Genomic DNA, 22,485 nt, shown 5'->3' on the forward strand with positions numbered 1-22,485 from the left:
GGCCGGCGATCGGTCCGGGCGGCAGCCGATGTGTCGGTGGCTCGTGATTGCATCTGTGTCATGAGCTCGGACGGCAGACACGGCGCGACGGTCACACTCGTCCGTGCGCCCAAGGTGGCTCGCCCGGCACGTGAGTGGACCGGCTCGGCAGCGCGGCTGCTGTCCTCGACACCCGACTCGGCAGCAGAGGCCGCGACAGGTGCACCGCGATGGAATCCGTGGCAGATCCTGGGTGGTCCCGGCACGGGTAAGACCTCGCTCGTGGCCGATTACGCCGTCTCGCGCATCGTCACCGGTGATCCGGAGTCGGTGCTGGTGCTCACCCAGTCCAAGCGGGCGGCAACCGCGGTCCGCGAGGTCATCACCTCGGGTCTCTTCAGCGGCGACCACGCACTGCGGGCGACCCGTGAACCGTTGGTGCGCACGGTGCACTCCTACGCCTTCGCGGTGCTGCGGCTGCAGGCCTCGCTGTACGGCAATCCGCCGCCGCGATTGCTGACCGGTGCCGAGCAGGACGCCGTGGTGCGCGAGATGCTGCGCGGCGATCTCGGGGACGGAGCTCGAGACTGGCCGGAGCGGCTGCGTCCGGCACTGGGCACCGCGGGATTCGTCACTGCGGTGCGAGACATGATGCTCAGGTCCGCCGAACGCGGGATCGGACCGGAAGACCTCGTCAAACTGGGTCGCAAACACGGCAGACCCGAGTGGGTTGCCGTCGGGAGGTTCGCTGCCGGATACGAGCAGGCCATGTTGTTGCGCGGTGCCGTCGGAGTGGAAGCGGCCGGAGCCACGGCACCGGGTCTGGACGCCGCCGAGCTGATCGGTGCCGCGCTCATGGCGTTCGCCACCGATCCGGAATTGCTGCGCAGCGAACGCGCCCGTATCCGGCACCTCGTCGTCGACGACGCGCAGCACCTCGATCCGCAAGCGGCACAGCTGGTTCGGCTGATCGGAACCGACACCGAATCCACCGTCGTCGCCGGGGATCCCGATCAAGCCGTGTTCACCTTTCGCGGTGCCGACCCCTCTTTCGTGGCCGACCTGGTCGAGGTGGATTCGCCGCGTCGCGTGATGCTCACTCGCAATCACCGGTCCGTGCCCGAGGTCGCAGAGCTGACCGACATCATCGCCGGACGGTTGCCCGGGCTCGGTCGGCACCGCTGTCCCGAACCGGTGGGCACCGCGCGCTTCGGTGAACCTGCAGCGCGAGTGCACGTCGTGTCCTCGCCTGCCAAGGAGGCGGCGATCATCGCCGACGCCATGCGTCGTGCCCACCTGATCGACGGCATGCCGTGGTCCGAGATGGCGATCGTGGTGCGGTCCGTGCCGCGCACCCTCGCACCGTTGCGTCGGGCGCTGCACGGCGCAGGGGTGCCGATGATCACCCCGACCTCGGAGCTACCGCTGCATCGCCAGCACGGGGCCGTGGGTCTCCTGCTGGTGCTGCGTGCGATCTCCGACCCGAGCTTCGACGGTGAAGATGCACTCGCGCTGCTCTCCGGGCCGATCGGCGGGGCCGATCCGGTGGGTCTGCGGCGATTGCGCCGGGGCGTGCGCAGGCTCGAACTCGCATCGGGCGGCGAGCGCGACTCGGCCGAGCTGCTCAGAGTCGTACTCACCGACGACGCTCGGGGGAGCGCCGGGTGGATCGGCGGACTCTCGGATGTGGAGTCCGCCCCGTTGCGTCGAGCCCTCGGTGTCATTCGGAAGGCACGGGCGCTCGCCCGCACCGGCCGCGGTGTCGAGGACGTGCTGTGGGCGGCGTGGCAGGCATCGGGGCTCGAGCGGCGTTGGTCCACCGCGTCCGCCTGGGGTGGCTCGGCCGGTGCCCAGGCCGACCGCGACCTGGATGCGGTGGTGGCGCTGTTCGACGCGGCGGCAGCATACGTCGACAGGTTGCCGCGGGCTCAGATCGGTGGATTCCTCGATTACATTGCGCAGCAGGAGATTCCTACTCTGAACTCACACCGCGCCACGGTTCGGGCCGACGCGGTGACGCTGCTGAGCGCGCATTCTGCCGCGGGTCGGGAATGGGAGCTCGTCGCGGTCGCCGGGGTGCAGGAAGGCCTGTGGCCGGGGCTGCGGTCACGTGGCAGCCTGCTGGGCACCGACACCCTGGTCGACCTCGTATCCGGGAAGGTCGATGCAGCAGCGGCGCTCGACGGGCGACTGTCGAAGTCGGCACCGTTGCTCGCCGAGGAGCGCACGCTGTTTCTGGTGGCGTGCAGTCGCGCTCGATCGACCTTGCTCGTGACAGCCGTCGATTCCAGTACCGGAGATGCGGATCTGGTCCGATCGCGATTCGTGGACGAACTACGCGGCGTCGACGGCGGAGGCGAGTCGGATCTCGCACCCGGGACCCCCGTGCCGGAGACCGCGCACCGAGTGTTGGCGCTGCCCATGCTGGTGGCCGAACTCCGAAGTGTGGTGTGCGATCCGATTGTCGCCGAACAGGATCCGGACAAGCGTGCCCGAGCGGCCCGGCATCTGGCCACTCTCGCCGACGCCGGTGTCCGAGCCGCGCATCCCGACGAGTGGTTCGGAGTGGCAGGGCCGAGCACCGACGCGCCGCTGTGGCAGCTCGGCGACGGTCCGGTGCCGCTGTCGCCGTCGACGGTGGAACAACTCACCACCTGTCCGCTGCGGTGGATGCTCGAACGTCACGGCGGCAACGACGGCACCAACACCCATGCGGTCACCGGCACGCTCGTACACACTCTCGTCCAGGCGGTGGCGGGCCGAATACCGCCGGAGCAACTCCGGCGTGCGCTCGAAACAGCTTGGGATGCAGTGGACCTCGGATCGCAGTGGTTCTCACGGCACGAGCTCGACCGAACCGGGGCGATGCTCGAGACCTTCGAGACCTGGTTGCAGGGCAGTCGAGGCGAGCTCACCGAAGCCGGAGTCGAATTGCGCGTCGACGGCATACTCGACGCTCGGTCGGAGGACGAGCCGGCGGTGGCGTTGCGCGGCCGCATCGACCGACTCGAGCACGATCCGGACGGTCGGCCGGTGATCATCGACGTCAAGACGGCCAAGACCGTGATGTCCAAGGAGGATGCCCAGGGTCATCATCAGCTGGCCACCTACCAGGTCGCCGCGGCAGCCGGTGCCATCGAGGGCGAGCCTGCGGGCGAGCCCGGCGGAGCGCGGCTGGTGTTCGTGGCCAAGCCCCACAACAAGGACGGGGCAACGCAGCGTGTCCAGCAAGTGCCGACGCCGGAGAAACTCGAGGAGTGGCGAGACACCGTGCATCAGGCCGCATCGGCGACGCAGGGACCCACGTTCGAGGCGCGGATCAACGACGGCTGCAGGCACTGCCCGGTCAAGTCCAGTTGCCCTGCACACGAGACGGGAAGGCAGGTGACCGAGCAGTGACGACATCGACGAAGACACGGACCGGTTCGGTACGGGTGTCGCCGGTCGAGCTCGCCCGGGCGCTCGGGCAGAAGCATCCACCGACCGACGAACAAGCCGCGGTGATCGCAGCGCCGCCCGGCCCGACGCTCGTCGTCGCGGGGGCAGGTGCGGGCAAGACCGAGACCATGGCGGCCCGCGTGGTGTGGATGGTGGCCAACGGTTTCGTCGACCCCGACCAGGTTCTGGGGCTGACCTTCACTCGAAAAGCAGCACAGCAGTTGACCTCTCGAATCAGAGCTCGGCTGGCTCGGCTGGCCGGATCCGATCTGGTGCGCGCACTCGACCCCAGCCTGGCACTGCGCGAGCGAATCCTCGGTGCCGAGCCGGAAGTGAGCACCTACCACTCCTACGCGGGCCGACTGCTCACCGAGCACGGCTTGCTGCTGCCGATCGAACCGTCCGCGACTCTGCTCTCGGAAACCGAACTGTGGCAGCTGGCCCACCGTGTCGTCAGCACCTGGGACGGCGACCTGGACACCGACCGCAATCCCACGTCGGTGACCGAGGCCGTACTCGCACTCTCCGGTCAGCTGGCCGAGCATCTGGTCGATCCCGAGGATCTGCGCCATGCACACGTCGAGTTGGAGAAGCTGGTGCACACTCTCGGGCCGGGACCGCGACAACGTGGTGGCCCCACAAAGGAGTTGCTGAACATCCTCGACGCGCAACATCAACGAATCGGGTTGCTGCCGTTGGTGGAACGGCTGGCGCAGACGCTGCGGCGCGAGGGCGCACTGGATTTCGGCTCGCAGATGTCGATGGCGGCTCGGGTCGCCGCCGAGCATGCCGAGGTGGGAATCGCCGAACGGCAGAGATTCCGGCTCGTGTTGCTCGACGAGTACCAGGACACCGGGCATGCCCAACGCGTCCTGCTGTCGTCGCTGTTCGGTTCCGGCAGCGATCCGCAGTTGGCCCTGACCGCCGTCGGTGACCCGATGCAGTCGATCTACGGGTGGCGCGGCGCATCGGCAGCAAACCTGCCTCGGTTCGCCACCGATTTCCCCAAGGCCGACGGCAGCCCGGCACCCCGGCTCGAGCTGCTCACCAGCTGGCGAAATCCGCCCGAGGCATTGACGCTGGCCAACCTGATCACCGACCCACTGCGCCGCGTCGGGGTGCCGGTGCCGACCCTGCGGGCCCGCCCGGGTGCGGTTCCCGGTGATGTCCGACTGGCCGTCACCGATACCGTTGTGGGCGAACGGGAGTGGATCGCCGACCGGATCGCGGGGGAGTACCGCGCTGCCCTCGAACAGGATCGCACGCCGCCCACCGCCGCGGTTCTGGTGCGCCGCAACGCCGACGCCGAGCCGATCGCGGAGGTACTGCGCAGCCGCGGGTTGCCGGTGGAGGTCGTGGGGCTCGGTGGATTGCTGCACGTTCCCGAGGTGGCCGACATCATTGCGATGCTGCGTTTGGTAGCCGACCCCACTGCCGGTAGCTCGGCGATGCGCATCCTCACCGGCTCTCGGTGGCAGATCGGACCGACGGATCTGCGGGCACTCTCGCAGCGCGCCCGAGAACTCGAGATCCGCGGCGCCTACGGCACCGCAGGTCGCGTCGACGACCCGGAGGCACTCGATGCTGCCCTCGGTAGCGCCCTACCCGGCGAGCAGTCGGAGCAGGCCGGTCTGGCCGACGCGATTGCCGATCCCGGTCCGGCCGAGCGGTACTCGGAGGTGGGGCATCGCCGGATCGTCGCCCTGGCAGGTGAACTGCACCTGCTGCGCGACCGAATCGGTCAGCCGCTGACGGAATTGGTCGGCGACATAGAACGGATCATGGGGATCGGCGTCGAAGCTCAGGCCCGCACACCGATCAGCACCGACGGCGCGGTCGGTCGTGAACATCTCGACGAATTCGCCCATGTGGTAGCCGATTACGCCGACAACCCGACTGCCACGGTCACCGGATTCCTGTCGTTCCTGGCCGCTGCGGAGACGGTCGAGGACGGCCTCGCCCCCGGTGAGGTCGACGTCGCCCCTCATCGTGTGCAGGTGCTCACCGTCCATTCCGCGAAAGGCCTCGAATGGGAAGTGGTGGCTGTCCCGCACGTGGCGAAGGGCGTGTTCCCGTCCGCGAACGCATCCTCGACCTGGCTCGGGGCGATGGCCGAGTTGCCGCCGTCGTTACGCGGTGACCGTGCACTCGACGGCGAGGGCTCGGAAGGCGTTCCGGTCCTCGAACTCGACCGACTCCACAATCGCAAGGACCTCGAGGACGCCGTCAAGAGTCACAAGGATGCGCTGGCGAGGCGTCGACTCGCCGAGGATCGCCGACTGTTCTACGTGGCACTCACCCGAACCGAACGGGTGCTGCTGGTATCCGCGCATCACTGGGACGAGACCGCCACGAAGCCGCGTGGGCCGTCGGAGTTTCTCGCCGAGTTGCACACGCACATCGAGCAATTCGCCGACACCGCGGTGATCGAGCAGTGGGCACCCGCCCCGGAGGATGGGGCGTCGAACCCGCTCGGGGCCGTACCGCACACCGCGTCCTGGCCACGCGATCCACTCGGCTCCAGGCGCGGAGCGATCGAGAGCGGTGCGCAGGAAGTGCTGCGCGCGCTGGCAGATATCTCGGCCACACCGAGCGAAGAGCGTGACGGTATCCAGGATCGAACCCGGGAGGACCCCGAGAACTGGGCCGCGGACGTCGACACTCTGCTGGCCGAGCGGGCCGCACGATCGGTCGCGGGAGTGGACGTGGCTCTTCCCGGCAACCTGTCGGTGACACAGCTGGTCGACCTCGCGGCGGACCCCGATGCGTTGGCCTCACGCCTGCGCAGGCCTCTGCCGTTCCCGCCGAACCCGTTGGCGCGCAGAGGAACCGCGTTTCACGCCTGGATCGAGCGCCGTTTCGGCGCGACCCGATTGCTCGATCTCGACGAACTGCCGGGCTCGGCCGACACCGGAGCCTCGGCCGACGTCGACCTCGAAACCCTCCAGCAGGCGTTTCTCGAATCGGACTGGTCGCTCCGCAGCCCCGTCGAAGTGGAGGTGCCGTTCGAGACCTCCGTGGCGGGAACGGTACTGCGAGGACGCATCGACGCCGTGTTCGCGGACGCGGACGGCGGCTGGACCGTTGTCGACTGGAAGACGGGCGCAGAGCCGACGGCGTCGGAACGGCGGGCGGTAGCGATGCAGCTCGCGGCCTACCGGTTGGCGTGGGCCGAGCTGATGTCCATCGGGCGCGCCGAACCGGTACCGCTCGACCGAGTGCGCGCAGCGTTCCACTACGTGCGCAGCGGTCACACCATTTCGCCCGAGAACCTGCCGGACGCAACGGAATTGGCCCAGCTTCTGGAAGGCCGGGCCGGGCCCGAGCAGCCAGAGCCTACGGTGCGTTCCGACGAGCCTTCAGAGCCTCGGTGACCAGCGGAATCTGCAGCGGCAGCCGGGCGATCATCGCTGCTTTGAGAGCAGGTGAGGTCTTCGGACTCTGCACGTACTTCCACGCGAGGTTGATGTTGGCGGGGAAGACCACGACGAACAGCGCGGCCGCGAGTGCACCGCCCAGTCGACGAGTCCGTGGTGCGGCCAGCGTTGCGGCCACGGCGAGTTCGGCCACACCCGAGACCTGCGTGTAGGTCCGCGCCGAGCCGGGCAATGCCGTCGGTACCTGGGCATCGAAGAACTTCGGCGTGGCGAAGTGCAGAACTCCGGCTCCGGCGAGCAGTCCCGCGAGGCGCAGTGCGGCTGCCTGACTCGATCTCTGTGTCATGCCCATACCGTGCCACACCCAGCGTCGTCGGCACGGAAGCCTGGCATGGGGTTACGCTGCGTGCCGTGAATGATCTCGACATCGGTGAGTACCTCGGCGGGCGACGTGGCAGGTAGGTTGCGAGCGCGCTTGGGTGACAGCGGCGCGCTGACCGACAAGCCCGACTTCGCCCTCGTGGGAGTGCTCCGGGTACCCGAACTGGAATCGAGTCCTTGGCGCGCCATCTACAAGCGAGTTCTGATGGCGCTGGGCATCCTGTTCTTGGCGGCGTTCGTCGTCTATCTCGATCGCGACGGGTACAGCGACAACCAGAACGGCGAATTGTCCTTCCTGGACGCCTTCTACTACGCAACCGTGTCGCTGTCGACGACGGGATACGGCGATATCGCACCGATGAGCCCGTCGGCTCGACTGGTCAACATCCTGGTCATCACACCCCTCCGGGTCCTATTCCTCATTCTGTTGGTCGGTACCACGCTGTCGGTTCTCACCGAGCGGTCCCGGCAGGCATTCAAAATTCAGCGATGGAGACGCAGCGTGCGCAATCACACCGTGGTCATCGGTTTCGGCACCAAGGGCCGTACCGCAGTCGACGCGATGCTCGGAGACGGCGTGTCGGCGTCCGACATCGTGGTCGTCGACACCGATCAGATGGTGCTCGACACCGCATCGGCCATGGGCTTGGTCACGGTCCACGGTTCGGCGACCAAGTCCGACGTGCTCAGACTCACCGGTGCCCAGCACGCGTCGGCGATCATCGTGGCGACCAATCGAGACGACACCGCAGTGCTGGTGACTCTGACCGCCCGAGAGATCGCTCCCAAAGCCAAGATCGTCGCAGCCATCAGGGAAGCGGAGAACACGCACCTGCTGCGTCAGTCCGGTGCCGATTCGGTTGTCGTCTCGTCCGAGACCGCGGGACGTCTGCTCGGTATCGCCACGTCGACTCCGTCCGTCGTGGAGATGATCGAGGATCTGTTGACGCCGGAGGCAGGCTTCGCGATCGCGGAGCGCGAAGTCGAGCGTGACGAGGTGGGCGGGTCTCCGCGGCACCTGACCGACATCGTTCTCGGGGTGGTGCGGGGCGGCAAACTGTTCCGAGTCGGTACTCCGGAAGTCGATGCGGTCGAGGCCTCCGACCGACTGCTCTACATCCGTCGCGTCGGCGACTAGTCACGGCCAAGTAGGGTCGTGCGCGTGCCGAAATTCCAACTCGCTCACCCCCCTCGACTGTCCCGATCGCCACTGAACAGGGCAGAAGAACTGCGCCGAGACACCGCAGCGTTGGCAGCGGGTTGGCCGACTGCTCGCATCCTGAACGTGGACGGCAGAGGCCGATTCCCGGTTGACGAGAACGGCCTGGTGTTCGGCTCTGCCGCGGATCTCGCTACCGAGCCGACGGCCGATGCGGTGTTCCTCGGAATTCACGGCGATCGGCATCTGTGGGCCCGACGGGTGGAGGTCGTGGCGGGCACGGTCGGCGACCTGCGCACCGACGGCGATCGACTCGACAGCGCCGCGTTGTCGACGGTGACCGGAGCCCTGGCGATCCTCAATTGGCATGCGAGCGCGCAATTCAGCTCACTCGACGGCGCGCCGTCCGTTCCGTCGAGCGCAGGCTGGTCGCGAACGAGCACGTCCACCGGTCACGAGGAATTCCCGCGTACCGATCCGGCGGTGATCTGTCTCGTTCACGACGGCGGCGACCGAGTGTTGCTGGCGCGGGCACCCGCGTGGCCCGAGCGTCGTTTCTCGGTGCTCGCGGGCTTCGTCGAGGCCGGTGAGTCGCTGGAAACCTGTGTCACACGGGAGATCAGAGAAGAAGTGGGCCTGGACGTGTCCGGTATCGAGTATCTGGGCAGCCAGCCGTGGCCGTTTCCGCGATCGGTGATGATCGGGTTCTCCGCCGTCGCCGACCCGGAGCAACCGCTGCACTTTCAGGACGGCGAGATCGCCGAGGCCCACTGGTTCGATCGGGCAGAAGTTCTCGCCGCGCTCGAGCTGGGCGACTGGGGATCGGATTCGACCTCCCGGTTGCTTCTGCCAGGCTCGATCTCCATCGCACGGGGAATGCTCGAGGCGTGGGCGGCGACGGCCTGACGTCCGATCAGAGCGACAGCGCGCGCTTGACCTCGGCCAGAGTGGGGTTCGTGGCCGTCGAGCCGTCGGCGAAGAGCACGGTCGGCACCACATGGTTGCCGTTGTTGACGCTGCCGACGAAGTCGGCCGACTCCGGGTTCTGCTCGATGTCGATCTCGGCGTACTCGATTCCGGCCTGGTCGAGCTGGGTCTTGAGCCTGCGGCAGTAACCGCACCACGTGGTGGAGTAGACGGTCAGCGCGGCCGGGGTCTGCGGGGTGTTCTCGGTAGTGGTCACGTGAACAGTCAACAGGAGCGCAGGCGCGATTGTTCCGGCCGACACCTGCATCGGCCGTCGGCCACCCGGTTCGGCCCCGGGTGGAACTGTCGGTACGCACTGACACAATGGTCCTCATGGCTGACGACGCGATGACCGCCGGACTCGATCCGGAGCAATCCGCGGCGGTACTGGCTCCCCGTGGCCCGGTCTGCGTTCTGGCGGGTGCGGGCACGGGAAAGACACGTACGATCACCCGACGCATCGCCCACCTCGTCTCTGCCGGGCATGTGTCCTCGGGGCAGGTGCTGGCGGTCACGTTCACCGCGCGCGCGGCCGGCGAGATGCGTGGCCGTCTGCGCGAGCTCGGCGTCGGGGGAGACGGTCCTCCGGTGCAGGCTCGTACGTTTCACGCCGCGGCCATGCGCCAGCTCAAGTACTTCTGGCCTCAGGTGGTCGGCGACACCGGCTGGCAGCTGCTCGACCGCAAGTTCACCGTCGTCTCGCAGGCGGCGAACCGCGCCGGGGTGTCGACGTCGACGGACGCCATCCGAGATCTCGCGGGAGAGATCGAGTGGGCCAAGGGATCGTTGGTCGCACCCGAGGACTATCCGCGCATCGCGGCGAGCAATCGCCGTGACGTTCCGATGGACGCGACCAAGGTCGCCGCCGTGTACGCAGGTTACGAGGAGCTCAAGTCGCGCGGCGGTGACGGCATGTTGCTCGACTTCGACGACCTCCTGCTGCACACGGCCGCTGCGCTGGAAGAACATTCGTCGGTGGCCGACGAGTTCCGTGAGCGCTACCGCTGCTTCGTCGTCGACGAGTACCAGGACGTCACTCCGTTGCAGCAACGGGTGCTCGACGCCTGGGTGGGCGAGCGTGACGATCTCACCGTCGTCGGCGACGCGAACCAGACCATCTATTCCTTCACCGGGGCATCTCCGCGGTATCTCCTCGACTTCTCACGGAAGTACCCCGAGGCCACCGTGGTTCGGCTCGAGCGCGACTACCGTTCCACGCCCGAGGTGGTGTCACTGGCCAATCGCGTGATCGGTGCCGCTCGCGGTCGCATCGCCGGCACCCGACTGCAGTTGATCGGTCAGCGTCAGCCGGGACCCGAGCCGGAGTTCTTCGAGTACGACGACGAGCCTGCGGAAGCCGACGGTGTGGCGCGTGCGGTCAAGCGATTGATCTCGAAGGGCGTCGAGCCGGCCGAGATCGCGATTCTGTACCGCATCAACGCGCAGTCGGAGGCACACGAGCAGGCGTTGACCGAGCTGAAGATCCCTTACCAGGTGCGCGGCGGCGAGGGGTTCTTCACCAGGCCCGAGGTGCGGCAGGGAGTCAACGCGTTGCGGCAGGCAGGCGGTCGTGACGATCTGCCCGACGGCGCGCAGGCCGGCGAGGGACTGCCGGCTCTGGTGCGAGCGGTGTTGGCCCCGCTCGGCCTGACGGCAACCGAGCCGACCGGTGCACAGGCCCGCGAGAAGTGGGCATCTCTCGGCGGTCTGGTGCAGCTCACCGAAGAACTTCTGGTGCACGATCCGGAACTGACTCTCGAGAAGTTGTTGGGGGAGCTCGCCGCGCGCGCCGAGGCGCGGCACCCACCGACCGTCCAGGGCGTGACCCTTGCGTCGCTGCATGCGGCGAAGGGGCTCGAGTGGGATGCGGTGTTCATCGTCGGTCTCGCCGACGGCACTCTGCCGATCTCGCACGCGATCGGAAACGATCCCAGTGCCAACAACGAGGCGGCCGTCGAGGAGGAACGCAGGCTGCTCTACGTCGGTGTCACCCGCGCCCGTGTCCACCTGCATCTGTCCTGGGCGCTCGCCCGCAACGAGGGTGGACGCAAATCGCGGCGGCGGTCGAGGTTTCTCAACGGTCTGATCCCCGAGGACTCCCCCGCCTCGCGTATCGCCGCGCCTGCTGCCAAGAAGTCCGGGCCCAAGTGTCGGTTGTGCGGGAAGCCGTTGATCGGTACGTCCGCGACCATGCTGGGTCGGTGCGACAGTTGTCCGTCGAACGTCGACATCGCCCTGCTCGACGCGCTGAAGTCGTGGCGATTGGACAAGTCCCGCGAACTGAAGGTGCCCGCGTACGTGGTGTTCAGCGACAACACGCTGACGGCCATCGCGGAGCAGCAACCGCAGGACGAGCGTGGGTTGGTCGCGATTCCGGGAATCGGCGCCAAGAAGTTGGAGCGGTTCGGCGAAGAAGTTCTCACCGTGGTGCGAGCCTCGGACACGTGACGCGGAGGTCCGAAAATTTCCGCAAAACCGCAGGTAGAAAATAACTTGTGCAGATATCGGCAGGGGGCTTAGTCTGTTTCACGTGCCGCGGGAGATCGCGCACTGTCCAATCCGCCGACGAGACCAGAACAGGAGCTGAAGAAAATGATCAACACATTGCACGCCGCCGTTGCCCACGCAACCGTCGCGTTCAGCCCTGTCCTCGGCACGGCACCGTTCGGAGTTGCCCCCCTCGGCACTCATGCCGCCGCCGCAGGCTCTGTTGCGCAGACGTGGATTCGTTCCTCTGCTTTCGGCCCCATCCAGGAGTCCGCATATGCGGACTCGGTGTCGAATTCCGCCCAGGTCGCCCTGGCACCAGGAGCGAAAGCAGTTGCTCAGGCAGCTCGACGTCATCGCGCACCACGTGCGTCCGTGCTCGACAGCAGACACCGACTTCACTGTCGGTAGACGCTTCGACAAGCCCCACCAGGCCACGGACCCGCACTCGCGGACCGTGGCCTTTCTCGTTCAGGTAGTTCCTCTATCCGAGCGTGAGGCCGACTGGTTCGCATCACCCCTCGAACCGATAACGACGCCGCACGAAAAGTAGAGGAGACCGACGTGTCAACCGCCACGATCCGGACGACATGCCGACCAGAGTCCGAAAGTGCCTACGCTGCACAGTATTCGACCGAATCGGTCGAACTGGCCTTGTCGGTGCCCTGCCGAGCGGCGAACCCCGACATGTGGTTCGCCGACACCCCTGCCGAACTCGAGCAGGCCAAGGCGCTGTGCGCCCAATGCCCCATCCGGCGTACCTGCCTGAGCGCGGCCCTCGACCGCGCCGAGCCGTGGGGCGTCTGGGGCGGCGAGATCCTCGAGCAGGGTGTCGTCATCGCCCGCAAGCGTCCCCGGGGACGGCCACGCAAGAACGCAGCATGACGCCCGAGACCGGTGCCCGGTTTCGCCGAACGAATCAGTCGGTGAAGCCGGGCATCCACTCGGTGAGGATCGCCATGTACGGCGCGTAGGCGTCGAGTTGGGCACAGATTCCGACCAGCCCGCCCAGCACGCGAAAGATCATCACGTATTCCGCAGGCATGTTCAGTGCCCGAACGGTGCGGAACTGCGCACTGTTGAAATCTGCAGCGGTGCCCGCGGCCTTCTGCAGCCAGGCCCGGGTGAAGTGGAACGATTCGGTGTGAATCGGATCGGTGAAGGGACGCAGATAGTCTTCGATCTCCTTCTCTGTCACCGTTCGGCCCGGCACCACGAAGCCGCTCTCCGTGAACAACACCACGAGCTCGTCGAACTTCTCGTCGCGGGCGAGCGAGACCATACGACCCAGGACGGGCGGGAGACCGTCGGGCATCGGAGCGCACGCACCGAAGTCGATGACACCCATGCGTCCGTCGTCGAGCATCATGAAGTTGCCCGGATGAGGGTCGGCGTGCAGCAACTTCGCGCGCGCCGGGGACACGAATGCGAACAACGCGAGCAGTTCGCCCGCCCGGTTACGTTCCTCGGCCGTCCCGTTCGCGATCACATCGGCCAACGGCCTGCCGGTCATCCATTCGCTGACAACGACTTTGGGAGCACTGGCGACGATCTTGGGAATCGCGAACTGCGAGTCGCCTGCGAATTCCTTGCTGAAGGCACGTTGGTTCGCGGCCTCGATACGGTAATCCAGCTCGTCCTCGGTACGGGCCGTCAATTCTTCGAGCACCGGCTTGACGTCCGTGCCCGCGAGCACCGTGCTGAACAGGTTCGCGAACCGCGACAGCGTCTTGAGGTCGGAGCGCAGTGCGTCGTCCGCGCCGGGGTACTGGATCTTGACCGCGACATCGCGTCCGTCGGCCCAGGTTGCGCGGTGCACCTGTCCGATGCTCGCCGACGCGATCGCAGTGTCGTCGAAATCGAGGAAACGTGACCGCCACGCAGTTCCGAGTTGCTGGTCCAACACCCGATGCACGGTCTTCGCGGGCATGGGCGGGCCCTGCGCCTGCAGTTTGGTCAACGCCTCGCGGTACGGCTCCGAATACTCCTCCGGAACGGCCGCTTCCATCACCGAGAGCATCTGCCCGAGCTTCATGGCACCGCCCTTGAGTTCCCCGAGAACGGAGAAGAGCTGTTCGGCTGCCTTCGCGGCCATGTCCGCATCGATTTCGTCACGATTGCCGCCGGCGAGCTTCTTGCCGAACCCCATGGCGGCACGACCGGCCATCCCGAGGGGAATGCTGGCCAGTTTTGCAGTACGAGTCGATCCACGGCGCGGTATGTCAGACACAGCTCCATCATGGCTGAACCTTCCGACAATTGCTCGGACCGCCCCGCGCCGACCCCATCGGTCGTGGTGAGCTCGCTATAAGCGCGTGTGGTCAGTGCCAGCAATCGCAGTGAGGATGCTTGGACCACAGGCGTTTGTGCACGGTGGTTCCGGTTGCTGCGAAGTCCAGTTCCATGGTGCAGTCGGCGGTCTCGGGAAGCGCGGCGTCGGAACGGCCGATGAGGTTCTCCAACTGAGCGAACGCGAACGCTGCCGTGGCCAACACCGTCGCGCTGCTGGCCTGGCCGACCGTGCCGAGCAGTTGAGCGGACAGATGCGGCCACTCGGGCTCGAAGTCGCATCGCGTCAGATCTGCGCACCGCAGGCAACTCGTCCGACCGGGCAACACGAAAGGACCGACGATGCCCTTTCCGTCTCGCAGTCGCACCTGCAGATGTGGGATGCGCAGCCGCACCAGGTCGGTCACCAGTCGAGGTTCGGCAACCAGATCGTCGGCGAGCATCACGACGTCGTAGTTCCACGATCTCACCACCGAATGCGGATAGCGCGTCGGAGTCAGACTCGTTCGACTCACCGTGACACCGGTTCGACTCAGACCGGAGGCCAACGCGTCCGAGATCGGACCCCGCCCCACGAGGTGGACGGTCTTCACCGTCCCCGATCCGGCCTGCGACGCATGCGGCGAGGCGTCGGGCACCACGGGTTCTCTCGTGCCGTGCATCAGCAACCCGGAGTCCTCCAATTCGCCGAGCATCGCCGAGGTCCGATTGGCCGACAGTCCCAATGTCATTGCGTGACAGACGATATGAGGTCTGGAATGACCCGCGGCCAGCAGCCGGAGTATTTCGAGTATCGAGCCCGGTTCGGCACCGGGAGGTGGCGTGACGACGACGCTGGTCTCGGGATTCCAACCCAACTGAACGGTGCCGTCTCGACGCGGCAGAATTGCCACTGCAGGATCGAGTCGAACGGTCGGTGTGATCATGAGACACACTCTGACAGCGCCGACAACGAAGAACGCCCGCTCAGGGCACGTTATCCACAGGGTGGAAGTGCCTCCGAGCAGGCGTTCGACGGTCTCGATCGAAGTGGCGCGAACCCGACGGGTCAGGGTGTGGATGAACCCTTCTCGGGGTCTCCGTCGGTGCCCTCGTCGTCGCCTTCCGCGGCGCGTTCGGCCGCTTCGGCGCGCTCCTTGGCCTCCATCGCCTCGAGCTGCGCGATCGGGTCGTCGAAGCTCGACGTTCCACCGCCGACCACGCGGTCGATGAACGCCGCGGGGTTGTCCAGGTCCGAGGAATCCGGCAGAAGATCGGGGTGTGCCCACACACCGTCGCGTCCCTCGACGTCGGCTGCGGCGAGGAGCTGACGCCACAGCTCGGCGGCCTCGCGAACCTTGCGGGGTCGCAGTTCCAGGCCGACCAGCGTCGCGAAGGTCTGTTCGGCGGGGCCTCCCGACGCCCGGCGGCGTCGGATCGTTTCGCCGAGTGCGACGGCACCGGGCAGGCGGTCGCCCAGAGCTGCTGCAACCACTGTCTCGACCCATCCTTCGACCAGGGCGAGCAGTGTCTCGAGACGCTCGAGAGCGTGCTTCTGCTCCGGCGTCGTCTGTGGCTCGAAAGCACCCTGCTGCAGGATCGCCTCGATCTTCGACGGGTCGGTCAACGCGGACGGGTCGAGTCCTGCGGCGGCCTCCTCGATGGCCGAGAAGTCCATCCTGATCCCCCGCGCGTACTCCTCGACGGTGGCCAGAACCCGTTGCCGCAACCACGGAACGTGGCTGTACAGCCGCTGGTGGGCGGCTTCGCGTGCGGCGAGGAACACCAACACCTCACGGTCGGGCTGCTCGAGTCCCTCACTGAACGACGAGATGGCAGACGGCAGCAACGCCGCTGTTCCCGACGGTCCGAGGGGCAGGCCGATGTCGGTGGAGGTCAGCACCTCCTTGGACAGCTGGCCGAGTGCTTGGCCGAGCTGCGAGCCGAACGCCATCCCGCCCATCTGCGTCAGCATGCCCATCATCGGACCTGCCATCTGCTGCGCTTCGGCGGGCAGGCCGGAGGTCCACATGCCCGAGATCTGCTCGGCGACCGGGTCGCACAAGCGCTTCCATGTGTCGATCGTGTTGTCGAGCCAATCGACCGGTGTCCATGCAACGGTCTTCGTAGCACCGGCCGGCAATGTCGTCGCCCCGTCCAGCCACAGTTCGGCCAGGTGTGCGGCGTCGGTGATGGCCTCACGTTCGCCTGCCGACACCGGGCTGAAATCGCCCATCTGCTGACGTGCGAGCTGTTTGGCGAGGTCGTAGTTCACCGGCCCCGACCCGGTTCCGCCCGCAGCTCCCATGCCGCTGAGCATCTGGCCGAACTGGGTGAGCATCTGGCCCAGCTGTGCGGGGTCGAATCCCTCGCCGCCGAAGCCGAAACCGGCAGGGTTGCCCGAGCCGTCCGGATCCTTCTTCTTGTCCGGGTCTTCGTCGGAGGCACCGAAACCAAAATTGCTCATGACTCAACGGTACAAGCCCGACGAACGTAGAGAGTGGTGGATCGTCACGCTGACGGCGAACAGTCCGAGCCGTGAGAAGTCGGCGCGGACGTACTCGGTAGGGGCGGTCTGCACCGTCGACCGTATTCGGATCTAGTGTCTACGGAGTGAACCGAAGGATCGCCACTCTTGTCGCTGCGCTGGTACCTGTGGTGGTGCTGGGCGTCACGGGCTCGGTCGTCACCGTTCCGTTCGCCGCTCTCGGCCCCGGCCCGACGTACAACACTCTCGGTGACGTCGACGGGGTACCCGTGGTGCAGATCGACGGAACCGAGGTCGACCCCACCGCGGGCCACTTGAACATGACGACCGTGGCCGTGCGCGATCAGCTCAATCTGTTCGAGGCACTCGGCTTCTGGGCCAGCGGCAGGCAGGGACTCGTTCCGCGCGAGGAGGTCTACCCGCCGGACATGTCGAAGGAAGAAGTGCAGGAGGGCAATCAGGCGGACTTCGAGGAGTCGGAGTCCAGCGCCGAACTCGCCGCGCTGCATCATCTGGATCTGCCGGTGACGCTCGCGGTGGCGAGTGTGGCCGATGACGGGCCCGCTGCCGGCGTGCTGAACGTGGGGGACACGCTCGTCTCGGTCGACGGAGCCCCTGTTTCCACGGCGTCCGCGGTCCGCGAGGCGGTCAGCTCCAGGGCCCCGGGTAGTTCCATCGATATCGAGTACGTCCGGGACGGCACGACGCGGACGGATTCGGTGGTGCTCGAAGCCCGGCCCGACGACGACGCGTTGGGATACCTCGGCGTCACGCCCGAGGAGCAGCCGGACGTGCCGTTCGACGTGACGTTCAACCTTGCCGACGTCGGTGGACCGTCGGCCGGACTGATGTTCAGCCTGGCCGTGGTCGACAAGCTCAGTCCCGGTGAGCTGAGCAACGGAGAGTTCGTCGCGGGGACGGGGACCATCGACGCCGAAGGCACGGTCGGCCCCATCGGCGGCATTCCGTACAAACTGATCGCCGCCCGTGAAGCCGGAGCCACCACGTTCCTGGTACCGGATGCGAACTGCGGTGAGGCGCAACAGAACGTCCCCGACGGCCTCAGGCTGGTGCGTGTCGAATCGTTGGACGGTGCAATCGACTCGCTGCAGGCGATTGGCTCCGGCGGCGACGTGCCGTCCTGCAGCTGACCCAGCCCTGTCGCTAGTCGTCGTCGACGGCGTCGAACGTGGCGTAGAGACCGTGCACGACGTTGGGGGCCAGGTCCTCCGCGATGCGAAGGTCGATGGGTGCGAATGGATCGGCGTCCTCGTCCGGGTGCAACTGCAGAAGAGTCAGGGACGGACCGTCCTTGAGGACCGCGACGATCAATCGCGCATCTCGTTTCTCGGGGTGGTTCTCGGCAGCCGAGCGAGCGGCCTGGTCGGCCGCATCGGGATCGGCGAGCAGCGGGATCAAGGCATCGTCGAGGGTCGATTCGGCTGCCGGGGGAAGAACTACGATCTCTTGGACCAAGGCGCATCCGACGACACCCTCGGGCCACGTGGAGGTGGCCAGGAACTCGTCCAGGGCGGGGGAGCCGCCGGTGATGTCCTCGGGTAGCGAATGTTGTTGGATCGGAGTCAGGGCAGCGCCGTCGGCCAAATCGTCGAGCAGTCCCGGCTCGGCTGCGGCGAGTGCGGCTGTGGGCACCAAGGCGAACATCTGGGGTGCCTGGTGCCATCCGCCGGCATCGACGAAGTCCGCCACCTCCCGCGCGCACCGCGCCAAGGCGTCGGCCACATCCTGTCCACCCGTCTCGGGGTCGAACTCGACACCGAAATCGTCTCGGCCGGGCAGTCCGTCGCTGTCGTTGCTCACCGCACTATCCTCGCATTCGGATGGTTCCTCGGATGCGAGGCTCCTGACCTGCGGTCCGCTGTGGCCGCGGTACGGGCGTCGCAGCCGTAGGATCAACGTACGTACAGTAGGGCGAAACGGACATGCGGCGCACGGCGAGTGCGCCGCCGAAGTCATCTGCGGCGCCGGTCGGCGTCGCCCGAAGTTGGAGTGTGGCTCGTGGGCATGAGGCCCCCCACCGGTATGCCGTCCTTGTCGCGGCGCAGCCGGATCTTGCTCGTATTGGCCTTGGTAGCAGCAGGTTTGCTACTCATCGGTCCCCGTCTGATCGACGTGTACACGAACTGGTTGTGGTTCGGCGAAGTCGACTTCCGCGGCGTGTACACCACCACTCTGCTGACGCGGTTGGTGATCTTCTTCGTCGTCGCCCTGGTTGTGGGACTCATCGTGTTCGCAGCTCTGGCGGTGGCGTACCGCAACCGTCCGGTGTTCGTGCCCGTCGCCGGGCCCAACGATCCGATCGCGCGATACCGCACCACGGTGATGAGCCGACTGCGCCTGTTCGGCATCGGAATTCCTGTGGTGTTCGGGTTCCTGTCCGGCATGATCGCCCAGACCAATTGGGCGACCGTGCAATTGTTCATCCACGGCGGCGACTTCGGCATAACCGACCCGCAGTTCAATCTGGATGTCGGTTTCTACTCGTTCGACCTCCCGTTCTACCGGTTCATCCTCAACTGGCTGTTCGTCGCCGTCCTGGTTGCCTTCTTCGCGAACCTGGTGACGCAGTACGTGTTCGGTGGAATTCGTCTCGCCGGGCGCGAGGGTGCACTCACTCGCGCAGCGCGGATTCAACTCGCGGTTCTGGCCGGTACTTTCGTCCTGCTGAAGGCCATCGCGTACTGGTTCGATCGGTACACGCTGCTGTCGAGCAGTCGCAAGGAGCCGACGTTCACCGGTGCCAGCTTCACCGACATCAACGCGGTGTTGCCGGCCAAACTGATCCTGCTGGCAATCGCCGTCATCTGTGCGATCGCCTTCTTTGCAGCGATATTCCTGCGTGATCTCCGTATCCCGGCGTTGGCCACGGCTTTGTTGGTGCTGTCGTCGATCCTCATCGGTGCCGTCTGGCCGTTGGTGATGGAACAGTTCTCGGTGCGCCCGAACGCGGCGGACAAGGAGAGCACGTACATCGAGCGGAACATCGCGGCAACCAGGGACGCGTACGGCTTGAACGACGACGTGGTCACCTATCGGGACTATTCCGGTGAAGCGGCATTGAGCCCCGGCGAGGTGGCGTCCGAGTCGGCCACGATGTCCAACATTCGTTTGCTCGACCCCAACATCCTCGCGCCCACCTTCACCCAGCAGCGTCAGATCCGTAACTTCTACGGGTTCCCCGACACGCTGGCCGTCGACCGGTACCCGGATGCGGACGGCAACCTGCGCGACTACGTTGTTGCAGCCCGCGAGATCTCACCGCAGACGCTCGACGCGAACCAGCGGGACTGGATCAACCGCCACACCGTGTTCACACACGGAAACGGCTTCGTCGCAGCGCCGGCCAACTCCGTCGACGAGGCCGTCGCAGACGAGTCCAGCGGCGGACGCGGTGGTTACCCGAACTACCAGGTCAACTGGATCGAGAACGATTCCGAGGGCACCATCCGCAAGGACGGACCCGGCGACCTGGATCAGCCGCGCATCTACTTCGGCCCGGTCATCGCCAACTCCGATGCCGACTACTCGATCGTCGGTTCCACCGGCGAGCCCCGCGAGTACGACACCGACAGCAAGAGTTACACCTACACCGGTGCCGCAGGCGTCGACGTCGGTAACTTCTTCAATCGACTCGTGTTCGCCAGCAAGTACGCCGAGCGCAACATCTTGTTCTCGAGCGTGATCGGGGACGAGTCGAAGATCCTGTTCAACCGTGACCCCCGCGACCGCGTACAGAAGGTCGCACCGTGGTTGACCACGGATGGATCGACCTACCCGGCGATCGTCGAGGGCAAGCTCGTCTGGATCATCGACGGGTACACCACGTTGGACAACTTCCCGTACGCCCAGCGCATGTCGCTCGAGGACGCCACTGCCGACAGCATCGAGTCGACGACGACACGTGCGCTGCCGAGCCGAGAGGTGTCTTACATCCGAAACTCGGTGAAGGCCACCGTCGATGCCTACGACGGCACCGTCAAGCTCTACGAGCAGGACGAGAACGATCCGGTTCTCAAGGCATGGGAAGGCGTGTTCCCGGGAACCGTCATCCCGAAGGACCAGGTGTCCGACGAACTGCGCGATCACTTCCGCTACCCGGAAGACCTGTTCAAGGTCCAGCGTGAACTGCTGACCAAGTACCACGTCAACGATCCGCGAGAGTTCTTCACCAACAACGCGTTCTGGGAGGTTCCCACCGACCCGACCGCAGAGAACACCGCGGCCAAGCAGCCGCCGTACTACGTCGTCGCATCCGATATCTCGAACCAGGAGAATCAGGCGTCGTTCCAGCTGACCAGTGCGTTGGTCGGTTACCGCCGAGAGGTGTTGGGCGCGTACGTCAGTGCGGATTCCGATCCGGAGAACTACGGCAAGATCACCGTGTTGAGATTGCCGACGGATACATCCACGCAGGGTCCGAATCAGGTACAGAACCAGATGACGACCACGACCGACGTGTCCGAGAGTCTCGGTATCGTGCGCCGAGAGAACACCGTGGAGTTCGGAAACCTGCTGACCCTCCCGGTCGGCGACGGCGGATTGATCTACGTGGAACCGGTGTACGCCTCTCGTACCAACGAGGCGTCGGCGTATCCGCAGTTGATTCGAGTGTTGGTTTCCTACGAGGGTCGCGTCGGATACGCAGCGACGCTGCCCGAAGCGATCGAGCAGGTCTTCGGAGCGGGTGCCGGACGCACTGTCACCGCACCCGGTGAGACCGACGGAACCGCGCAGCCCGGTGCCGTGCCGGAGACCGCACCGTCCGACGGTGGCACGCCTGCGGCAACTCCGGCGCCGGCCACCGGCGGTTCGACGACCAGGGATGCGGCCGTGTCCGAATTGAATTCGGCACTCGCGGCTGTGCGCACTGCGCAGCAGAGCGGAAATCTCGCGGAGCTCGGTACTGCGTTGGAGGATCTGCAGACCGCCGTCGATACCTACAACCAGGCAGGTAACTGATCGGTAGGGCCACGGCCCGCTGACCGAGCGAAAGAGCCGCCTCACCGAATGGTGAGGCGGCTCTTTCGTCGTTCGTCACCTGGCTCGTTCACGCGGTACAGCGGTACAACGCCTAGGTGAGTGGCAGTTCGACGAACTGCCGGGTGATCAGCGTCCGATGGGCGCGAGCACCGGGGCGTTGGCAGCAACGAAGTGCTGGAACTGCGTGCTCAAGCCGTACTGGTCGGCCAGCTTGGACGCCGCGTCGAACGCGCCCTGTGCAGCCTGCGTGGCCGCTGCGGCCTCGGGAGCCACGGCCGGTGCCGGTGCCGGTGCGGGAGCCGGCTGCGGTGTCGGTGCGGGAGCTACCTCGGGCGCGGGAGCGGAGGCACCCTTGCTCAGCTGCTGACCGCACACGGGCCATGCGCCCGGTCCCTGGGTCTGAAGGGTGTTCTCCGCAACGCGGATCTGCTCGGCCTTTGATGCGTTGGCCGGTGATCCGGATCCGCCGTTGGCCGTCCAGGTGCTCTGCGAGAACTGCAGGCCACCGTAGTAGCCGTTTCCGGTGTTGATGCTCCAGTTGCCACCGCTCTCGCACTGTGCGACCGCGTCCCAGTTGTTCGGGGCTGCGCTGGCGGTTCCGGCGGAGACGCCGAGGGGAATTGCTACAGCGGCACCTGCGATGACGGCCAATCCGAGTGCGCGCTTGCCAACATTGTTCAGTGTGGTCATTCGGGGTGAATCCTCTCCGCGCTCGACTGGCGCGACTGGCCTGCAATCACCTCGCCGGTGTGGATGGCGATGGGTGACCAGGCGCTTCGTATCGTCGCGGCTCTGCCCCCGTACGTCTTGGGGACCACACCCGCGGGGCAGAGCGAAAGGAGCGGCGGGGTGGTGCAGGCCCAGCGGTTTAGGGCCGTCCGTGAAGGTAGTCGAGGATCCGTTCACCGTCACTGAGCCGGAATGGGATAGTCGATGTCCAC

Annotated in this window: 16 protein-coding genes; 9 read left to right on the forward strand and 7 right to left on the reverse strand. The window is 66.4% G+C overall.

Translation table 11 applies throughout. From position 1 onward, the window contains the following. Positions 1-60 precede the first annotated feature (60 nt). Positions 61-3,378, forward strand: a complete 3,318-nt coding sequence (locus CH256_RS24000) for an ATP-dependent helicase (protein WP_094670858.1) — start codon at positions 61-63, stop codon at positions 3,376-3,378. Beyond that, positions 3,375-6,791: an ATP-dependent helicase gene (locus tag CH256_RS24005; protein WP_094670860.1), complete on the forward strand. Its 3,417-nt coding sequence runs from the start codon at positions 3,375-3,377 to the stop codon at positions 6,789-6,791. Before CH256_RS24000 ends, CH256_RS24005 begins: the two co-directional genes overlap by 4 nt. Here the strand turns inward: CH256_RS24005 and CH256_RS24010 are convergent. After that, complete coding sequence (locus CH256_RS24010) at positions 6,754-7,140, reverse strand: DoxX family protein (protein WP_094670882.1); 387 nt, start codon at positions 7,138-7,140, stop codon at positions 6,754-6,756. The genes CH256_RS24005 and CH256_RS24010 overlap by 38 nt on opposite strands. A gap of 105 nt (positions 7,141-7,245) precedes the next feature. Between CH256_RS24010 and CH256_RS24015 the strand changes: the two genes are divergently transcribed. Together CH256_RS24015 and nudC are read left to right on the forward strand one after the other, a co-directional pair. Further along, positions 7,246-8,313: a potassium channel family protein gene (locus CH256_RS24015; protein ID WP_094670884.1), complete on the forward strand. Its 1,068-nt coding sequence runs from the start codon at positions 7,246-7,248 to the stop codon at positions 8,311-8,313. Between the two features lie 24 nt (positions 8,314-8,337). Continuing rightward, on the forward strand, positions 8,338-9,240 hold the full coding sequence (gene nudC, locus CH256_RS24020) for an NAD(+) diphosphatase (RefSeq protein ID WP_094670886.1): 903 nt from the start codon (positions 8,338-8,340) through the stop codon (positions 9,238-9,240). A gap of 7 nt (positions 9,241-9,247) precedes the next feature. On the opposite strand, the gene CH256_RS24025 is transcribed toward nudC, so the two are convergent. Beyond that, on the reverse strand, positions 9,248-9,517 hold the full coding sequence (locus CH256_RS24025) for a mycoredoxin (protein ID WP_032398313.1): 270 nt from the start codon (positions 9,515-9,517) through the stop codon (positions 9,248-9,250). A gap of 116 nt (positions 9,518-9,633) precedes the next feature. On the opposite strand from CH256_RS24025, the gene CH256_RS24030 reads away from it, so the two are divergent. From CH256_RS24030 to CH256_RS24040, 3 genes are all read left to right on the forward strand, one after another. Continuing rightward, positions 9,634-11,748, forward strand: a complete 2,115-nt coding sequence (locus CH256_RS24030; RefSeq protein ID WP_373454866.1) for an ATP-dependent DNA helicase UvrD2 — start codon at positions 9,634-9,636, stop codon at positions 11,746-11,748. A gap of 144 nt (positions 11,749-11,892) precedes the next feature. Next, on the forward strand, positions 11,893-12,198 hold the full coding sequence (locus tag CH256_RS27835; RefSeq protein WP_068045974.1) for a hypothetical protein: 306 nt from the start codon (positions 11,893-11,895) through the stop codon (positions 12,196-12,198). Between the two features lie 153 nt (positions 12,199-12,351). Then, positions 12,352-12,672 (forward strand): WhiB family transcriptional regulator, encoded by a 321-nt coding sequence (locus CH256_RS24040; RefSeq protein ID WP_068045970.1) that lies wholly within the window; start codon positions 12,352-12,354, stop codon positions 12,670-12,672. Between the two features lie 34 nt (positions 12,673-12,706). On the opposite strand, the gene CH256_RS24045 is transcribed toward CH256_RS24040, so the two are convergent. The 3 genes from CH256_RS24045 to CH256_RS24055 form a co-directional block, all read right to left on the reverse strand. Then, on the reverse strand, positions 12,707-14,017 hold the full coding sequence (locus tag CH256_RS24045) for an ABC1 kinase family protein (RefSeq protein ID WP_068045967.1): 1,311 nt from the start codon (positions 14,015-14,017) through the stop codon (positions 12,707-12,709). Between the two features lie 91 nt (positions 14,018-14,108). Continuing rightward, positions 14,109-15,002 (reverse strand): hypothetical protein, encoded by an 894-nt coding sequence (locus CH256_RS24050; RefSeq protein WP_094670862.1) that lies wholly within the window; start codon positions 15,000-15,002, stop codon positions 14,109-14,111. A 122-nt stretch (positions 15,003-15,124) separates the two neighbouring features. Beyond that, the gene (locus CH256_RS24055; protein ID WP_094670864.1) at positions 15,125-16,522 is read right to left on the reverse strand and encodes a zinc-dependent metalloprotease; all 1,398 of its coding nucleotides are present in this window, start codon (positions 16,520-16,522) and stop codon (positions 15,125-15,127) included. A 146-nt stretch (positions 16,523-16,668) separates the two neighbouring features. Here CH256_RS24055 and CH256_RS24060 point away from each other — a divergent pair, with 146 nt between their 5' ends. Further along, a complete protein-coding gene (locus tag CH256_RS24060) occupies positions 16,669-17,694 on the forward strand; it encodes a YlbL family protein (RefSeq protein ID WP_094642292.1) in 1,026 nt (341 codons plus the stop codon). A 13-nt stretch (positions 17,695-17,707) separates the two neighbouring features. On the opposite strand, the gene CH256_RS24065 is transcribed toward CH256_RS24060, so the two are convergent. Continuing rightward, positions 17,708-18,286 carry a PPA1309 family protein gene (locus tag CH256_RS24065; protein WP_176460511.1) on the reverse strand — a complete coding sequence of 193 codons (579 nt, stop codon included), beginning with the start codon at positions 18,284-18,286 and terminating at the stop codon, positions 17,708-17,710. Positions 18,287-18,562: 276 nt separating this feature from the next. Here CH256_RS24065 and CH256_RS24070 point away from each other — a divergent pair, with 276 nt between their 5' ends. After that, positions 18,563-21,523, forward strand: a complete 2,961-nt coding sequence (locus tag CH256_RS24070) for a UPF0182 family protein (RefSeq protein ID WP_176460494.1) — start codon at positions 18,563-18,565, stop codon at positions 21,521-21,523. A 147-nt stretch (positions 21,524-21,670) separates the two neighbouring features. On the opposite strand, the gene CH256_RS24075 is transcribed toward CH256_RS24070, so the two are convergent. Beyond that, entirely contained in the window at positions 21,671-22,234 is a 564-nt protein-coding gene (locus CH256_RS24075; RefSeq protein WP_094670866.1) for a transglycosylase family protein, read from the reverse strand. Positions 22,235-22,485: the final 251 nt, after the last annotated feature.

The sequence above is a fragment of the Rhodococcus sp. 05-2254-6 genome, assembly GCF_002258565.1.
Lineage (GTDB): Bacteria > Actinomycetota > Actinomycetes > Mycobacteriales > Mycobacteriaceae > Rhodococcoides.